Source organism: Neisseria leonii (assembly GCF_028776105.2).
In the GTDB taxonomy this organism is placed as follows: Bacteria; Pseudomonadota; Gammaproteobacteria; order Burkholderiales; family Neisseriaceae; genus Neisseria; species Neisseria leonii.
Genome location: NZ_CP145606.1, coordinates 1,362,719 through 1,377,612 on the forward strand (window position 1 = coordinate 1,362,719; position 14,894 = coordinate 1,377,612).

The window sequence follows — 14,894 nt, forward strand, 5'->3', positions numbered from 1 at the left end:
CAGACGGCCTTGACTTGTCTGCCATGGTTTCTATCCGGCCTTTTTTCAACCAATCACGCCGATCAGTACAGACTGCCGGCATTTTTGCTTACCGACAAAAAGGCCGTCTGAAAACGGATCGGGTACATTCCTGTCAAGCAGCATAAAACACCCGCCACGTTTTCAGACGGCCTCGGCCGCACACGGTTTATTTTCCCAATTTCAAAATCTTTTTCTTCGGCTTCTGCCCCGCAGCACCGTCAGGACGTGCAGCCGTTTGGGGAGCGGGCGCACTGTCGGCCTGTATACCGTCCGTTTCGTTTTCCCCGTAAGGCTCGACTTCAAAACCCATGCCTTCGCCGGTTTCACGGGCGAAAATACCGCGCACATGGCCGACGGGAATCCAAATATCTTGTGCCACTCCGGCAAAACGGGCGGAAAAGCTGACCCATTCGTTATCGATATGCAGATTTTTCGCCGCATTCGGGCCGATATTCAGCACAATTTCGCCGTTTTCTACATATTGCGCCGGTACCCGGGTATGCGCGTTTACCCACACCGCAATATACGGCGTATGGCCGCTGTCGGTACACCATTCATACAGCGCGCGCAAAAGATAGGGTTTGGTGGATAAACTCATCACGCCCCTCCGCCTTAACGCCGCATGGCCTTCTCAGCCGGAGTCAGTGCTTCGATAAAGGCTTCGCGCTGGAAGATGCGTTCGGCGTATTTCAGCAGCGGCGCGGCACTTTTGCCCAATTTGATGTCGTAATGATCCAAACGCCACAGCAAAGGCGCCAGTGCCACATCAATCATGGAAAAATCATCACCCATGATGTATTTGTTTTTGGCAAATGCCGGTGCCAGCATGGTCAGCCCCTGCGCAACGGCTTCACGCGCTTTGGCCTGCTCTTTGCTGCCCGCCTCGGGCGACTCCAACACCTGAACGTGGCTGAACAGTTCTTTCTCCAAACGGTACAGCACCAGACGGCCCCGGCCGCGCTGCACCGGATCGCCCGGCATCAGTTGCGGGTGCGGAAAACGCTCGTCGATGTATTCATTGATGATGTTCGACTCGTGCAAAATCAAATCACGCTCCACCAGCACCGGCACTTGGTTGTACGGATTCATCACAGCCAAATCTTCGGGCTTGTTGAAAATATCCACGTCTTTGATTTCAAAGTCCATGCCTTTTTCAAAAAGGACAAAACGGCAGCGGTGGCTGAACGGACAGGTAATGCCGGAATACAGTATCATCATATTGCACAAATCCTTATCTCAAATGCCGCAATTGTGCGGTTCAGGCTGCGGCAGACGGTTTTCAGACGGCCTGCCGCAGACAGTGAAAAATAAATGGAAATCATAGCCGATTTATGCCGGAAATACCAGAAAATCAGAACAAGCATTTGTTTTAATAATAAAAAAGCAGAATCTTCCGATTCTGCTTTGAGAAAACGCACCTGCTTAATGCACGTCTTTCCAATACTCTTTTTTCAAGAAATACGCCAACGGCAGCAAAACGGCCAGCAGGAAAATCATCACGACATAACCGATCTGCTTACGCTGCATTTGTGCCGGTTCGGCCATGTACACCATAAAGCCAACCAAGTCGCGGACATAGTCGTCATAGTCTTTCTCGATGACATTGCCGTTGGGCAGTTGGCGGCTGTGCAGGCCGGTTGCCTCCCAGCGAAGCTTCGGCACGGTGTTGCCGTGTGCGTCCTGCTCCATCACAGGATTGCCCTTGTCGTCCAACTCCACTGCTTTGATGCCCTGCTGCTCCCACAGCGGATGCGGCATGGCGGCATTGGGCAGAACCGTGTTGTTCCAGCCGGTCGGGCGGGTCGGATCTTTATAGAAACCGCGCATATAGGCGTACAGATAATCCGCACCGCGCGAACGGGCAATCAACGTCAAATCCGGCGGCGCGACACCCAGCCATTTTTTCGCATCCTGCGGATTCATGGCCGCCTGCATGACATCACCGACCTTGTCGGTGGTAAACATCATGTTCTTTTTGATTTCGTCTTCAGTCAGCCCCAGATCCTGCAGGCGGTTAAAGCGCATACTCGTGGCCGAATGGCACGAAAGACAATAGTTCGTAAAAATCTTGGCACCGTTTTGCAGGCTGATTTGGTTACCCAAATCAATGTCCACCTTTTCATAGCTGACATTGCCGCCGGCCGCCAGAGCCATACTTACCGGTGCCGCCAAAACCAAGGCAGCAACCCATTTTTTCAAGGTTTTTTTCATCTTCACCGCCCTCATCAAATATTGACTGCAAACAGATAAGCGCCAACCAAAGCCAAAGCCGTATATACAAAGAACATCAGCTTCTGCCTACCCGTACTCATGGTAACGCGCTCCGGTACGGCTTTGTTTTTGTCCAGCTTGGTGTAAAAAGGCATACCCAAAAAGAAAACAAAGTAGATAACACTCAAAATTTGCGATACAACCGTACGCAGGTTGCTTGCCGGCAGTGCACCCAAAATACCCAAGCCGATAAAGGCGATCACAAACAGAACCAGCATGGTACGGAAAATCGGGCCGCGGTAACGGACAGATTTGACTTCCCCACGATCCAGCCACGGCAGCAGGGCAATCAAAATGACCGCAGCCCCCATTGCCAATACCCCCCAGACCTGAGTACCCCAGAACGACGGAACCGCACGCAAAATGGCATAGAACGGCGTAAAGTACCAAACGGGCGCAATATGGGGCGGCGTAACCATCGGATTGGCCGGATCAAAGTTGGGCTTCTCCAAGAAATAGCCGCCGGCCTCGGGCGCAAAGAACATGATGGCGCAGAAAACAATCAGGAACACCACCACGCCCAAAATATCCTTCACCGTGTAATACGGATGGAAAGGAATACCGTCCAGCGGGATACCGTTTTCGTCTTTCAGTTTTTTGATTTCGATGCCGTCGGGATTATTGGAACCCACTTCGTGCAGCGCAATCAGGTGCGCAACCACCAAACCCACCAGAACCAGCGGCAGAGCAATCACATGCAGGGCAAAAAAGCGGTTAAGCGTTGCATCGGAAACGTTAAAGTCGCCGCGAATCCAAGTCGATAAATCGGGGCCGATAACGGGAATGGCCGCAAACAGGTTAATGATGACCTGCGCGCCCCAAAACGACATCTGCCCCCACGGCAGCAGATAGCCCATAAAAGCTTCGGCCATCAATACCAGGAAAATCAGTGAGCCGAACACCCACACCAGTTCGCGCGGTTTTTTGAACGAACCGTAAATCAGGCCGCGGAACATATGCAGGTATACCACGACAAAGAACATGGAAGCACCGGTCGAGTGCATATAGCGGATAATCCAACCGCCCGAAACATCGCGCATGATGTATTCGACAGCAGTAAACGCCACCGGCACATTGTAACTGTTCAGGTTGCCGTCAGGCTTGTAGTTCATGGTCAGAAAAATGCCGCTGACGATTTGGATCACCAGCACCAGCATGGCCAGAGAACCGAAGAAATACCAAAAATTGAAGTTTTTCGGCGCGTAATACTCGGTTACGTGCTCTTTCATCATTTTAGACAAGGGGAAACGCGCGTCCACCCAGTCTAACAATGCTTTTGCTTTGCTATTGGTTTGGTTTGCCATAATGGAGTCCCTTACTTATCAATCTTCGCCTACCAGCAAAGTGGCATCGTCCAAATATTTATGCGGCGGGATAACCAGATTGCTCGGTGCGGGCACGCCTTTGTAAACGCGGCCGGCAATATCGAATTTGGAACCGTGGCACGGGCAGAAGAAGCCGCCTTTCCAATCGGCACCCAAATCCGCCGGACCGATATCGGGACGGTAGGTCGGCGAACAGCCCAAGTGGGTACAGATACCGACGGCCACCCAATACTGGGGCTTGATGGCACGTGTTTCATTCTTGCAGTACTCGGGCTGCTGATCCGCATCGGAAGCGGGATCGACGAGATTGCCGTCAAGCGATGCCAGATCTTTAAGCTGCTGCTCGGTGCGGTTTACCACCCAAATCGGCTTGCCGCGCCATTCGGCCGTCAGCATCTGGCCGGATTCGATTTTGGAAATATCGATCTCGATAGAAGCACCGGCGGCCTTGGCTTTTTCCGACGGGAACCAGCTCGCCACCAGCGGCACAGCCGTACCGGCGGCGGCCAGACCGCCCGCACCGGCTGTTGCCAGCGTCAAAAACCGGCGGCGGCCTTGATTGATTTCTTGATTACTCATTATTTCAGTCGTCCTAAATAATTGGGAAATACCGAGCCATTAAACCCCTTAATTCTACCTGAACTTTCAGGCTGACTTAAAGCATTATTTAAAATAAGTTAAAGTTTTACAGCAAAATTTGATTTTAAGCAGGGTTTTGCTCATCAAAGAAAACCGTTTCCACACCGAACTGTGCGGCAAGCGCCGCCGCCAATGCCTGCACGCCGTAACGCTCGGTGGCATGATGTCCCGCGCTGACAAACGCTACACCCGTTTCATTGGCCAAATGAAACTGCGCTTCGGAAATTTCACCGGTCACATAAGCATCAACCCCCTGCTCCAAGGCCGTCTGAAACCAGCCCTGCGCACCACCGGTACACCACGCTAGACGGCAGATTTTCCGCTCCATATCGCCTGCCGCCACAGGTGCACGCGCCAATTTCCCGTACAACTGCGCCGTCAGATCCGCCAATGTACCGCCTTGCGGCCAGATCCCGACACTCAGCAAACCCTGTTCCCCGCAGGTATATTCCGTCTCCCACCCCATCAAAGCGGCCAGTTGGGCGTTATTGCCCCACTCCGGATGCGCATCGAGCGGCAGATGATAGCCGACAAGGTTGATATTGTGCGCCAGCAACGCAGCAATCCGCTGCCGTTTCCACCCCACCAGCGGTACCGGCTCGCTCTTCCAGAACATGCCGTGATGCACCAACAGCATATCCGCACCTTCCGCCACAGCATAATCAATCGCCGCCTTACTGGCCGTTACCGCCGCCACAATACGGCGCACCGTATGCCCGCCCTCCACCTGCAAACCGTTGGGCGCATAATCCTTAAATGCCGCCACATTCAACGCCCGCGCACACCACGCCAAAAGCTCATCGCGTCCGACCATATTTAAGCCTCCTGTCGCACCGCCAGATGGCGGCACTACCGAAACAAAAGCCCTGAACAAACGTTCAGGGCTTAAAATCTGGCTCCCCGACCTGGGCTCGAACCAGGGACCTGCGGATTAACAGTCCGTCGCTCTACCGACTGAGCTATCGGGGAATGAAAGCGCGCATTATAAATACAAATATAGAAACCCGTCAAGCAGGCGGATAAAAAATCTGCCGCACCCGCCTATAAATACCTCCCGATTCATTTCACCCCCGTTTTCAGACGGCCTGACCGCCACCTGAACCTGTTTATTTATTCAGCACCCGATTTCTCACTCAACCGGATACAGCCGTTTCGCACACCAGCCAAAAATACCGTCAAATGAAACTTAAATTAATAGATTACATTACTGGTTTAAATCATCTAAATTTTTATCAAATCAGCCCCCCAAAAAAATACCCCCAATTTTCAGACAATTCAATTAAACAGCATCGGACGGCATGAGACAGCCAAACAGGGAAGCAGGACGGAAAAGGGAAAGCAGAAATCAGGCTGAAAGCCTTTGTTGATACAGGTTTTGCTGACAGCATTGGGCAGCGTTAGGCTGCATTGAATATAAAAAAAACCGCCTGAGTTCCAGACGGTTTTTTGTTTGATGGTGCCGACAATGAGACTTGAACTCATACGACCTAGGGTCACTACCCCCTCAAGATAGCGTGTCTACCAATTTCACCATGTCGGCATTGAAAAGAAATTTATTTTGCCCCGCTTGCCGGTACCGCCGCAGGCGCAGCAGCCGGCGCACTTTGCTGCACATTGCTGAAATCCAAGCCGTGCTGCGGTGCATTCGTGTAAATATACACCAAAGCCATACAGGTTGCAAAGAAAACCGTCGCGGCAATTGCCGTACTGCGGCTCAGGAAGTTGGCATTGCCGGCCGAGCCGAACACACCCTGCGCGCTGCCGCTCCCACTGCCGAACGCGGCACCGGCATCGGCTCCTTTGCCGTGCTGCATCAAGACCAGAATGATGACGGACAGGGCGGCAAAAATATTGACAATCCAAATAACGGTTTTAAATGCTTCCATATACTCAGGCTTGTTGTGCGGCTTCTTGTTGTGCGGCTTTGATAATCGCGGTAAACGAATCGTATGTGAGCGATGCGCCGCCGACCAAAGCACCGTCCACGTGGGGGACGCTGAAAATCTCCGCCGCATTGGCCGCATTCACACTACCGCCGTAAAGGACGCGGATTTTAGCACCCTCACCCACCAAAGACAAGATTTCGTGGTAAATAAAGGCGTGCATATCGACAATCTGCTCGGTGGTGGCCACTTTTCCGGTACCGATCGCCCAAACCGGCTCGTAAGCCACCGCGAAATGTTTGGTTTTCAGTCCTTTAAATACCGACAACTGATAGGCCACCGCTTCTTTTTCGCGGCCGTCTTCCCGCTCTTTCAGGCTTTCCCCCACGCACAGCAGCGGCGTGAGGCCGACTTTGAGCACGTTTTCGATTTTGTGCCGCTGTACGTCGTTTTTTTCATTGAAATACAGGCTGCGCTCGGAGTGGCCGATTAAGACAATATCCACGCCCACATCTTTGAGCATTTCGGCAGACACTTCGCCCGTGTAGGCACCGCTGCCGCCGAAACGGCTGACATCCTGCGCACAGGTGTGGATAGGATTATTGATGACTATCTGTACCGCATTATGTACCTGAGACAGGTACACCGTCGGCGGCGTGATGCCGATACAGACCTTGTCCTGCACTTCCAGCGTGCGCAGTTTGTGCACCAAAGCATTGTTGTACTGCAACTGTCCGTTCATTTTCCAGTTGCCGATCACCCATTTCTGATCCCACATGAGTTATCCCTTTCAGGCCGACCGCCGTTTGTCTCGCGAAGCGGAATTGTACCAAATTTTGCTCTGCGCAACAGGATTCAGACGGCCTCTCCGCACACCGCACCGCTGTCACATTTCCGACATTTTTCTTTCATCATTCTGCAATATTTTTTTCATAGACTGGCGGCGTTCGCAGCGATTTGCGCTTTTTGTTTGACTCATTCTGCAAAGGACCCACCATGCGTATCCGTTTGACTGCCCTTCTCATCACTTCCGCTTTTGCTTTGGCCGCCTGCGGCGGTTCCGAAAGCAGCAACACCGCCGCCCCCGCTTCCGCACCGGCCGCCCAGGCTCCTGCCGCCGCCGAACAGGTAGGCATCCAAGTAACCGGTGCCGGCGCATCGTTCCCGCAACCCGTTTACGCCCAATGGGCGCAGGCCTATCAGGCAGCCAGCGGCGGCCAGGTAAACTACCAGTCCATCGGCTCTTCCGGCGGCATTAAACAGATTGTCGCCAAAACCGTCGATTTCGGCGCATCCGATGCCCCGCTGACACAAGAGCAGCTGGAAAAAGACGGTTTGGTACAGTTCCCCACCGTGATCGGCGGCGTGGTTCCCGTGATTAATGTGGACGGCATCGAACCGGGCAAACTGCAATTGGACGGTGCCACTTTGGCCGACATCTACTTGGGCAACATCACCAAATGGAACGATCCGAAAATTGCTTCACTCAACCCCGACCTGCCCCTGCCCGATGCCGACATTACCACCGTCTTCCGTTCAGACGGCTCGGGTACCACCTTTATCTTCACCCATTATCTGGACCAAGTTTCACCGGCTTGGCGTGAAAAAGTCGGCGTAGAAAAAACTGTTAACTGGCCGACTGCACAAAGCGGTGCCGCCGGTAAGGGCAACGAAGGCGTCGCCGCCTATGTCGGCCGTGTGAAAAACTCCATCGGCTATGTAGAGTACGCTTACGCCAAACAGAACAATATGTCTTACGCTTCGCTGAAAAACGCCGCAGGTAATTTCGTCCAACCCTCTCAGGAAAGCTTCGCCGCCGCTGCCGAAGCCGACTGGAAATCGGCTCCCGGCTTCAATCTGGTACTGACCAACCAGCAAGATGCCAAAGCCTGGCCGATTGCCGCCGCTACCTTCATTCTGGTACAGAAGCAGCCCGCCGATGCCGCCAAAACCAAAGCCGCACTGGATTTCTTCGACTGGGCATTTAAAGAAGGCGACAACGCCGCCGCCCAACTGGATTACGTCCCGCTGCCCGAATCGGTTAAAAACCTGATCCGCGACGAGTGGAAAAAAGTAGAAGGTTCCGGCCGCTAACCGCACCCCGCCGAACAGGCCGTCTGAAAACCGTTTCAGACGGCCTGTTCGGTCTCCGACAACCCGGCTTCCTGCTACCGGGCCGGATTGCGTTCAAACGGTATCACGCATCTTTCCACGCCAAAGCCGCATCGTATAGCGTTTTTTTCCCCGCACCGGTAATCTTCGCCGCCAAATCGGCTGCCTGCTTGGTCGGCAGCTCCGCCGCCAGTATCCGCATCACCCGTTCCGCCTCCCGAGACAGACCGTCCGTTCCGTTGCGCACGGCAGCAGGGTGCAGCACCAACACCATCTCGCCTCGGCTCTGATTAGCGTCCTGCTGCAAGGCCGTCTGAATTTCAACCACCGTGCCGCTCAATACCGTCTCAAACGTTTTGCTGATTTCCCGCGCCAATACCAAATGCCGGTCGGGCAATACTTCGGCCATATCGTCCAATGCCGCCCCGATACGGTGCGGCGTTTCAAACATCACCACTGGAAAAGCCGTTTCGCGCCAACCGGCCAGCAGCTTTTTGCGCTCGCCGCTTTTGGGCGGCAGAAAACCGTGAAAATAAAACGACGGCTCCACCACACCGGCCACACTCAACGCCCCCATTACCGCACTCGCACCCACCACCGGCACCACGGGATAACCCGCTGCCCGCACCGCCGCCGCCAGCCGCGCACCGGGATCGCACACCGCAGGCGTACCCGCGTCCGACACCTGTGCCACCACCTTCCCCGCCGCCAGTTCCGCCAGTACCCGTTCGACCATCTGCCGCTCGTTGTGTTCGCGCACACTGAGCAACTTGGCCTGAATGCCGTAGGCACGCAGAAGCTGCGCCGTGACCCGCGTATCTTCCGCACACACCCAATCCGCTTTGCCCAACACCGCCAAAGCGCGTAAAGTGATGTCGGCCAAATTGCCGATGGGCGTCGCCACCACATATAATGTCGAACCCTGCACGCTGTCGCAGGCTTTCTGATAATGTTTCTGCATCATTTATGCCGTCTGAAAACCGGAAAACGGCATTATAAAGCAAAGGAAACCGCCATGCGCCTGAACCACCCGCAGGGTGAAGCGGCCGAGGCCGCCGCCCTCGCCTTTCTGACCGGACAGGGCTGCACCCCCGTGGCACGCAACTGGCACTGCACGCACGGCGAAATTGATTTAATCGTCAGACACGGTAAGATGCTGGTATTTGTCGAAGTGCGCTACCGCAAAACTGCCGCATTCGGCGGTGCCGCCCACAGCATCACACCGGCCAAGCTCGGCAAGCTGCAAAAAAGTGCCGAAGCCTACTTACAGCAACACCGCATCCAAACGCCATGCCGCATCGATGCCGTCCTCATCGAAGGCGGCGCGGCACCGCAATGGCTGCAAAACATTACAGGTTAAACCATGACAACACTGCAATCGCGCATCCGCGCCCACTTTGAAGAAAGCATCGCCGCCAAACAGCAGGCAGCCGACATATTGGCCGAACCGGCTGCCGAAGCCGCACAAATGCTGACAAACTGCCTGATGAACGACGGCAAAATCCTCATCTGCGGCAACGGCGGTTCGGCCGCAGACGCACAGCACTTCGCCGCCGAAATGACCGGCCGTTTCGAAAAAGAACGCATGGAACTGGCCGCCGTCGCCCTGACCACCGACACTTCCGCCCTGACCGCCATCGGCAACGACTACGGCTTCGACCACGTATTCAGCAAACAGGTGCGCGCACTGGGCCGTGCAGGCGACATTCTGGTCGGCATCTCCACTTCGGGCAACTCCGCCAACGTCATCGAAGCCGTCAAAGCCGCCCACGAACGCGAAATGCACGTCATCGCCCTGACCGGACGCGACGGCGGCCAAATCGCCGCCATGCTCCGCGACAGCGACATCCTCCTGAACGTACCCCACCCGCGTACCGCGCGCATTCAGGAAAACCACATCGTTCTGATCCACGCTCTATGCGACAGCATCGACACCCTGCTGCTCGAAGGGCTGTAAAACCCCCAAAACTATCCGCCGCAGGACAAAACCGCTAAAATAGCCCGTCCGCGCCCGGCAAAGGCCGTCTGAAACCGCTCAGCGCGTTCCGCCAACCCATGACGAAAGGATACTCCGATGAATACCGCCCCATTCAAAGCCCTGTGCTGTGCTGCCGCTGCCGCCGTCCTGTTGGGCGGCTGTGCCGCTGCCTTGGTCGGCGGTGCCGCCGTCGGTGCGGAGTCCGCTCTCGACCGCCGCACCACCGGCACACAGGCCGATGATCAGGTCATGGAATTGCGCGTACGCAACACCGCCCTGTCGTATCTGGAACAAAACCGCAACCCTTCGGCCGCACCGCCGCGCCTGAGCGTGGTCAGCTACAACCGCCACCTGCTGCTTTTGGGTCATGTTTCCAGCGAAGCGGAAAAAGCATTCGCCGCCCAAGTGGCGCGTGCCGAACAATCCGCCGAAGCCGTCTACAACTACATCCAAGTTACCTCTCAGCCGCGCACCATCGGCAATATCTCCGCCGACACATGGAGTACCGCCAAAGTACGTACCGCCTTACTGGGCATTCAGGGCGTCTATCCCGGCCGCGTCAAAATCGTTACCTATGACGGCGTAACCTATGTCATGGGTATTCTGACGCCTGCCGAACAGGCGGCCGTAACCGAAAAAGTCCGCACCACCGCAGGCGTACAGCAGGTGGTCACGCTGTACCAGAACTTTGCGCCGCAAATGCCCGCCGCCAACTGATTAACCGACCGATATGAACACCTCCCGTCCCAAACCCGCTTTCCGCCTGACACCAAAAAAGCTGCTGCTGGCCGTTTTCCTGCTGGCTGTTTCCGCTGTCGCCGCGCTCCTGGTCGGCGTCTTCCGCACCCTGAACCAAACGCCGGCCGCCGCTGCCGCACCTGCCGACAATCATACCGCTGTCGAAATCTGGTCGCCCGGCCGCAGCAGTGCCGTCGGCACCCTGCCCGCCGGCCAGGCCGTTCCGCCCCTGCCCGCCAACGATGAGGTACAGACGGCCGACAATACCGCCGACAGCACCGAATCCGCAGAGCCTGCCGCCGCACCGAATCCGGCCGCCACCGCCAAAGCCGCACGCAGCGAACCCGCTGCACCGGCAGTCAAAACCGAAACAGTAAAAGAAGCTGCTGTCAAGGCCGAAACACCTCAGGAAACCGTACCCGGACCGGTTGCCGCGAAACCTGATACACCGAAGGAGACACCGGCCAAACCCGTTGCCGCCAAAGCGGAAGCACCGAAAGAAGCCGCGCCCAAACCGGCAGCCAAACCCAAAGACCTGACCGACAATCTGTTCTGACCGCCCGTTTTCAGACGGCCTGCCGCCACGCAGGCCGTCTGAATCCCATGATTCACGGATTTCCTATGTTCAACCATTCCGCTTCCGAACTGAACGAACTGTGCCTTCTCGCCCTGAATGCCGCACGCCGTCAAGGTGCTTCTGCGGCCGAAGTCGATTTAAGCGAATCACTGGGGCAGAACGTACAGGTCAGACTGCAACAAATCGAACAGATCGAACACCAGCAGGACAAATCGCTCGACATCACGGTTTACAGCGGACAGAGCAAAGGCCGCGCCAGCACTGCCGACTTCTCCCCTCAGGCCGTCGAACAAACCGTCCGTGCCGCCCTCGACATCGCCCGCCACACCGCCCGCGACGAATACGCAGGCTTGGCCGATGCCGCACTGATGGCGCAACACATCGGCGATCTCGACAAATTCCACCCGTGGGACTTATCCCCCGCCGCTGCCGCCGAGCTGGCCAAACGCTGCGAAGCGGCCGCACTCGACACCCACCCCGCCGTGCAGAATTCCGAAGGCGCGGATGTCCACACCAACCACTACCAATTCGTTTACGGCAACAGCCACGGCTTTATGCAGCACCAGCAGGGCACGCGCCACAGCGTATCCGTCAGCGTGGTGGCGGCCGACAGCGGCGGTATGCAGCGCGATTACTGGTACGACCTCGCCCGCAGCCCGCATGAAATCGACAGCATGGAAAACATCGGCCGCACCGCCGCCGAACGCACCGTCCGCCGTCTGGGCGCGCGCAGCCTGCCCACAGGAAACTACCCCGTCCTCTTCGACACCACCGTATCCGGCAGCCTGATCGGCCACTTGGTCGGCGCACTCTCGGGCGGCGCGCTCTACCGCCAAAGCAGCTTCCTCACCGGCAGTCTGGGCAGCCGGATTCTGCCCGAGTGGCTGAGCCTGCGCGAAGAGCCGCATATCCCGCGCGCTTGGAGCAGCACCTATTTCGATGCCGAAGGCGTGGCCACACAGCCGCGTTTCGTGATTGAAAACGGCCGCGTGGCGGGCTATTTTCTCTCCGCATACAGCGCGCGCAAACTCGGTATGCAGACCACCGCCAACGCTGGCGGCGCACACAACCTGATACTCGGCCACACCTGTGCCGCCCAATCCGACCTGTTGCGCCAGATGGGACGCGGCCTGCTGGTAACCGAACTGATGGGACAGGGCGTGAATATGCTGACCGGCGACTACTCGCGCGGCGCGGCGGGCTTTTGGGTGGAAAACGGCGTGATTCAATATCCGGTCGAAGAAATCACCATCGCCGGCCGCCTGCAAGATATGCTGCGCAACATCGCGGGCGTGGCCGACGATGCCCTGCGCCGCTCGTCGCACAAAGTCGGCTCGGTACTCATCGGCGAAATGACCGTGGCCGGACAATCATCATAAATCCGGCCGCCATCACACATACCGTTTCAAAGCCCCCGACACAGGCCGTCTGAAAACGAGCGAAGCGGGTTTCTGCGCAACTAAAACGAGCGAAGCGGGTTTCTGCGTAGCTAAGTCAAAACAAACGGAATTGCTTTTTGTCGGATACAAGTATCCGACCTACATGAGAGCGAAGCGGGTTTCTGCGACACCCAAACACGCCGGATTCCTGCCAAACAATCCATATCCGTTTCCACAGCAGCATTTTCAGACGGCCTGAAAACGAATCGCACCATGCCTTCCTACGCTTTCCTGCCGTTCTGACTGAGCCGCCGAGTCGGATTCGAGAATCCGACCTACCTACTCATGGTCAATCATGTGCCGGGAATCCACGCCGCCAGATACAGCATAATCTGATACCAAGCCTACCCGCCGTAGGTCGGATTCTTGAATCCGACACCACCGTCCACGCCCCCAATATCGCCACCCGACAACAACCTTCCCGCAAAACAAGGCCGTCTGAACGGCTCGATGCACAAACACCCCCGTTCAAACGGCCTGCAAACTGATACACGATGCGATCAATCCGCTACTTTTCTGCAACAAATTCTCCATAACCGTTTCACACCACGCAACGGTATTTCAAACCTGCCGTGTTCCGGCAGGGTTTTCCGTTTCATCCCCTATTTTGCGGCTGCCTGTTTTTCAGTAATGACAGGCCCGCCGCTGGTCGTTTTGCCGAGTGAGATGCTGTATGCCGATTCGAGCTGTTCGGTGCGGAAATCTTTAAGTGCCCGTAGGTCGGATTCTCGAATCCGACACCCCCGCTTCCCCGTCTACCTGCCGCTCCGAACCCATTTCTTTTTTCCAATCAAAAACAGATATATTTTCCGATCCAACCCAAACCGTAAACATTAAGCCGACATATATTACCGTTCCCATACGGATCAACAGTCTTCGGGCTGATTTTTATCCTCCGCCCGCCCGTCTGCCGCCAAACCCGCCGTAAAATCCGCCAATTCCGGCGGCAGAGGGGCGTGCAGATGCAGCATTTCGCCGCTTAACGGATGCGGCAGATGCAGCTCGGCCGCATGGAGAAACATCCGTTTCAAGCCCAATTTCTGCAACCGCCTGTTGGCCTGATAATCGCCGTAACGCTCGTCCCCCGCAATCGGCAGACCCTGCGATTGAAGATGCACGCGGATTTGATGAGTGCGCCCCGTTTTCAGCGTGGCTTCCAGCAGAGTCAGCGCGCCAATACCCGCCCGATGCAGACGGCCGTCTGAAAAGCGCGACGCCACACGGAACAGCGTATGCGCCTGCTGCCCTTCCCCGCTCACCCGCACCATCTTCTCGCCCTGCGCACCGGTGTACTTCAACAGCGGCAGCTTCACGGCAAACCCGTCCTGCGCCGCCGCCCCGACAGCAAGCGCCAGATAAATCTTCTTCGGCTTGTCGTTGCGGATCATCTCGTGCAGCTTCACCAGCGCGCTGCGCTTTTTCGCAACCATCAGCAGCCCGCTGGTATCCTTGTCCAGACGGTGCACCAATTCCAGATACTTCGCCTGAGGCCGCGCACGGCGCAACTGCTCGATCACGCCGAAGCTCACCCCGCTGCCGCCGTGCACCGCCACCCCGGATGGTTTGTTCACCACCAGCAGCGCATCGTCCTCAAACACAATCTCAAACACCCGGGGCGGCACCGCACCGTTTTCAGACGGCCTGTTCGCCGCCACCCGCACCGGCGGAATCCGCAGGAAGTCGCCCGCTGCAATCCGGCTCTCCGGCTTGGCGCGTTTTTTATTCAAACGCACCTCGCCCGCACGGATTATCCGCCAGACATGGCTTTTCGGCACCCCTTTGAGCAGTTTGAGCAGGTAATTGTCGAGCCGCTGACCGGCTTCATGCTCGGCAACGGTGAGGAACGTAACGGAATCTTTGCTAATCGGCGGCATTTTCTCTATAATCCGAAAGCCCGTATATCCGCACACA

The 14,894-nt window shown here is 56.3% G+C and carries 16 protein-coding genes and 2 tRNA genes; 6 read left to right on the top strand and 12 right to left on the bottom strand.

The window, feature by feature from the left end; all coding sequences use genetic code 11:
• Window positions 1-187: 187 nt before the first annotated feature.
• From ORY85_RS06550 to tpiA, 10 genes are all read right to left on the bottom strand, one after another.
• A complete protein-coding gene (locus tag ORY85_RS06550) occupies window positions 188-619 on the bottom strand; it encodes a ClpXP protease specificity-enhancing factor (RefSeq protein WP_274572671.1) in 432 nt (143 codons plus the stop codon).
• 14 nt (window positions 620-633) lie between these two features.
• Window positions 634-1,239, bottom strand: coding sequence for a glutathione S-transferase N-terminal domain-containing protein (locus tag ORY85_RS06555; protein ID WP_274572670.1), 606 nt, complete (start codon window positions 1,237-1,239; stop codon window positions 634-636).
• Between the two features lie 204 nt (window positions 1,240-1,443).
• Window positions 1,444-2,247 carry a cytochrome c1 gene (locus ORY85_RS06560; protein ID WP_405030325.1) on the bottom strand — a complete coding sequence of 268 codons (804 nt, stop codon included), beginning with the start codon at window positions 2,245-2,247 and terminating at the stop codon, window positions 1,444-1,446.
• Complete coding sequence (locus ORY85_RS06565; RefSeq protein WP_274572668.1) at window positions 2,247-3,596, bottom strand: cytochrome bc complex cytochrome b subunit; 1,350 nt, start codon at window positions 3,594-3,596, stop codon at window positions 2,247-2,249. Before ORY85_RS06565 ends, ORY85_RS06560 begins: the two co-directional genes overlap by 1 nt.
• An 18-nt stretch (window positions 3,597-3,614) precedes the next feature.
• A complete protein-coding gene (gene petA / locus ORY85_RS06570) occupies window positions 3,615-4,196 on the bottom strand; it encodes a ubiquinol-cytochrome c reductase iron-sulfur subunit (RefSeq protein WP_274572667.1) in 582 nt (193 codons plus the stop codon).
• Window positions 4,197-4,320: 124 nt separating this feature from the next.
• Window positions 4,321-5,070: a Nif3-like dinuclear metal center hexameric protein gene (locus ORY85_RS06575; RefSeq protein ID WP_274572666.1), complete on the bottom strand. Its 750-nt coding sequence runs from the start codon at window positions 5,068-5,070 to the stop codon at window positions 4,321-4,323.
• 79 nt (window positions 5,071-5,149) lie between these two features.
• Window positions 5,150-5,225, bottom strand: a tRNA-Asn gene (locus tag ORY85_RS06580).
• Window positions 5,226-5,710: 485 nt separating this feature from the next.
• Window positions 5,711-5,796 (bottom strand) — tRNA-Leu (locus tag ORY85_RS06585).
• A gap of 13 nt (window positions 5,797-5,809) precedes the next feature.
• Window positions 5,810-6,142, bottom strand: a complete 333-nt coding sequence (gene secG, locus ORY85_RS06590) for a preprotein translocase subunit SecG (RefSeq protein WP_274572665.1) — start codon at window positions 6,140-6,142, stop codon at window positions 5,810-5,812.
• A gap of 4 nt (window positions 6,143-6,146) precedes the next feature.
• Window positions 6,147-6,917 carry a triose-phosphate isomerase gene (tpiA, locus tag ORY85_RS06595; protein ID WP_274572664.1) on the bottom strand — a complete coding sequence of 257 codons (771 nt, stop codon included), beginning with the start codon at window positions 6,915-6,917 and terminating at the stop codon, window positions 6,147-6,149.
• A gap of 218 nt (window positions 6,918-7,135) precedes the next feature.
• Here tpiA and pstS point away from each other — a divergent pair, with 218 nt between their 5' ends.
• A complete protein-coding gene (pstS, locus tag ORY85_RS06600) occupies window positions 7,136-8,233 on the top strand; it encodes a phosphate ABC transporter substrate-binding protein PstS (protein ID WP_274572663.1) in 1,098 nt (365 codons plus the stop codon).
• Window positions 8,234-8,336: 103 nt separating this feature from the next.
• Here the strand turns inward: pstS and rsmI are convergent, their stop codons facing one another.
• Window positions 8,337-9,215, bottom strand: coding sequence for a 16S rRNA (cytidine(1402)-2'-O)-methyltransferase (rsmI, locus tag ORY85_RS06605; protein ID WP_274572662.1), 879 nt, complete (start codon window positions 9,213-9,215; stop codon window positions 8,337-8,339).
• 51 nt (window positions 9,216-9,266) lie between these two features.
• Here rsmI and ORY85_RS06610 point away from each other — a divergent pair, with 51 nt between their 5' ends.
• The 5 genes from ORY85_RS06610 to pmbA all read left to right on the top strand — a co-directional run bounded on the left by ORY85_RS06610 (window position 9,267) and on the right by pmbA (window position 12,923).
• On the top strand, window positions 9,267-9,611 hold the full coding sequence (locus ORY85_RS06610) for a YraN family protein (RefSeq protein ID WP_274572661.1): 345 nt from the start codon (window positions 9,267-9,269) through the stop codon (window positions 9,609-9,611).
• 3 nt (window positions 9,612-9,614) lie between these two features.
• Window positions 9,615-10,208, top strand: a complete 594-nt coding sequence (locus ORY85_RS06615) for a phosphoheptose isomerase (RefSeq protein ID WP_274572660.1) — start codon at window positions 9,615-9,617, stop codon at window positions 10,206-10,208.
• A gap of 117 nt (window positions 10,209-10,325) precedes the next feature.
• Window positions 10,326-10,946, top strand: coding sequence for a BON domain-containing protein (locus tag ORY85_RS06620; protein WP_274572659.1), 621 nt, complete (start codon window positions 10,326-10,328; stop codon window positions 10,944-10,946).
• Window positions 10,947-10,959: 13 nt separating this feature from the next.
• Window positions 10,960-11,523 (top strand): hypothetical protein, encoded by a 564-nt coding sequence (locus ORY85_RS06625; RefSeq protein ID WP_274572658.1) that lies wholly within the window; start codon window positions 10,960-10,962, stop codon window positions 11,521-11,523.
• A 65-nt stretch (window positions 11,524-11,588) separates the two neighbouring features.
• A complete protein-coding gene (gene pmbA / locus ORY85_RS06630) occupies window positions 11,589-12,923 on the top strand; it encodes a metalloprotease PmbA (protein ID WP_274572657.1) in 1,335 nt (444 codons plus the stop codon).
• Between the two features lie 926 nt (window positions 12,924-13,849).
• On the opposite strand, the gene ORY85_RS06635 is transcribed toward pmbA, so the two are convergent.
• Window positions 13,850-14,857, bottom strand: coding sequence for an RluA family pseudouridine synthase (locus ORY85_RS06635; RefSeq protein WP_274572656.1), 1,008 nt, complete (start codon window positions 14,855-14,857; stop codon window positions 13,850-13,852).
• Window positions 14,858-14,894: the final 37 nt, after the last annotated feature.

Excerpts from the sequence above, each read along its gene's own strand:
- pmbA (WP_274572657.1), top strand. The coding sequence starts at position 11,589 with ATGTTCAACCATTCCGCTTCCGAACTGAACGAACTGTGCCTTCTCGCC.
- ORY85_RS06560 (WP_405030325.1), bottom strand. The coding sequence starts at position 2,247 with ATGAGGGCGGTGAAGATGAAAAAAACCTTGAAAAAATGGGTTGCTGCC.
- ORY85_RS06610 (WP_274572661.1), top strand. The coding sequence starts at position 9,267 with ATGCGCCTGAACCACCCGCAGGGTGAAGCGGCCGAGGCCGCCGCCCTC.
- ORY85_RS06625 (WP_274572658.1), top strand. The coding sequence starts at position 10,960 with ATGAACACCTCCCGTCCCAAACCCGCTTTCCGCCTGACACCAAAAAAG.
- ORY85_RS06555 (WP_274572670.1), bottom strand. The coding sequence starts at position 1,239 with ATGATGATACTGTATTCCGGCATTACCTGTCCGTTCAGCCACCGCTGC.
- tpiA (WP_274572664.1), bottom strand. The coding sequence starts at position 6,917 with ATGTGGGATCAGAAATGGGTGATCGGCAACTGGAAAATGAACGGACAG.
- ORY85_RS06615 (WP_274572660.1), top strand. The coding sequence starts at position 9,615 with ATGACAACACTGCAATCGCGCATCCGCGCCCACTTTGAAGAAAGCATC.
- ORY85_RS06575 (WP_274572666.1), bottom strand. The coding sequence starts at position 5,070 with ATGGTCGGACGCGATGAGCTTTTGGCGTGGTGTGCGCGGGCGTTGAAT.
- secG (WP_274572665.1), bottom strand. The coding sequence starts at position 6,142 with ATGGAAGCATTTAAAACCGTTATTTGGATTGTCAATATTTTTGCCGCC.
- rsmI (WP_274572662.1), bottom strand. The coding sequence starts at position 9,215 with ATGATGCAGAAACATTATCAGAAAGCCTGCGACAGCGTGCAGGGTTCG.
- ORY85_RS06620 (WP_274572659.1), top strand. The coding sequence starts at position 10,326 with ATGAATACCGCCCCATTCAAAGCCCTGTGCTGTGCTGCCGCTGCCGCC.
- ORY85_RS06550 (WP_274572671.1), bottom strand. The coding sequence starts at position 619 with ATGAGTTTATCCACCAAACCCTATCTTTTGCGCGCGCTGTATGAATGG.
- pstS (WP_274572663.1), top strand. The coding sequence starts at position 7,136 with ATGCGTATCCGTTTGACTGCCCTTCTCATCACTTCCGCTTTTGCTTTG.
- ORY85_RS06565 (WP_274572668.1), bottom strand. The coding sequence starts at position 3,596 with ATGGCAAACCAAACCAATAGCAAAGCAAAAGCATTGTTAGACTGGGTG.
- petA (WP_274572667.1), bottom strand. The coding sequence starts at position 4,196 with ATGAGTAATCAAGAAATCAATCAAGGCCGCCGCCGGTTTTTGACGCTG.
- ORY85_RS06635 (WP_274572656.1), bottom strand. The coding sequence starts at position 14,857 with ATGCCGCCGATTAGCAAAGATTCCGTTACGTTCCTCACCGTTGCCGAG.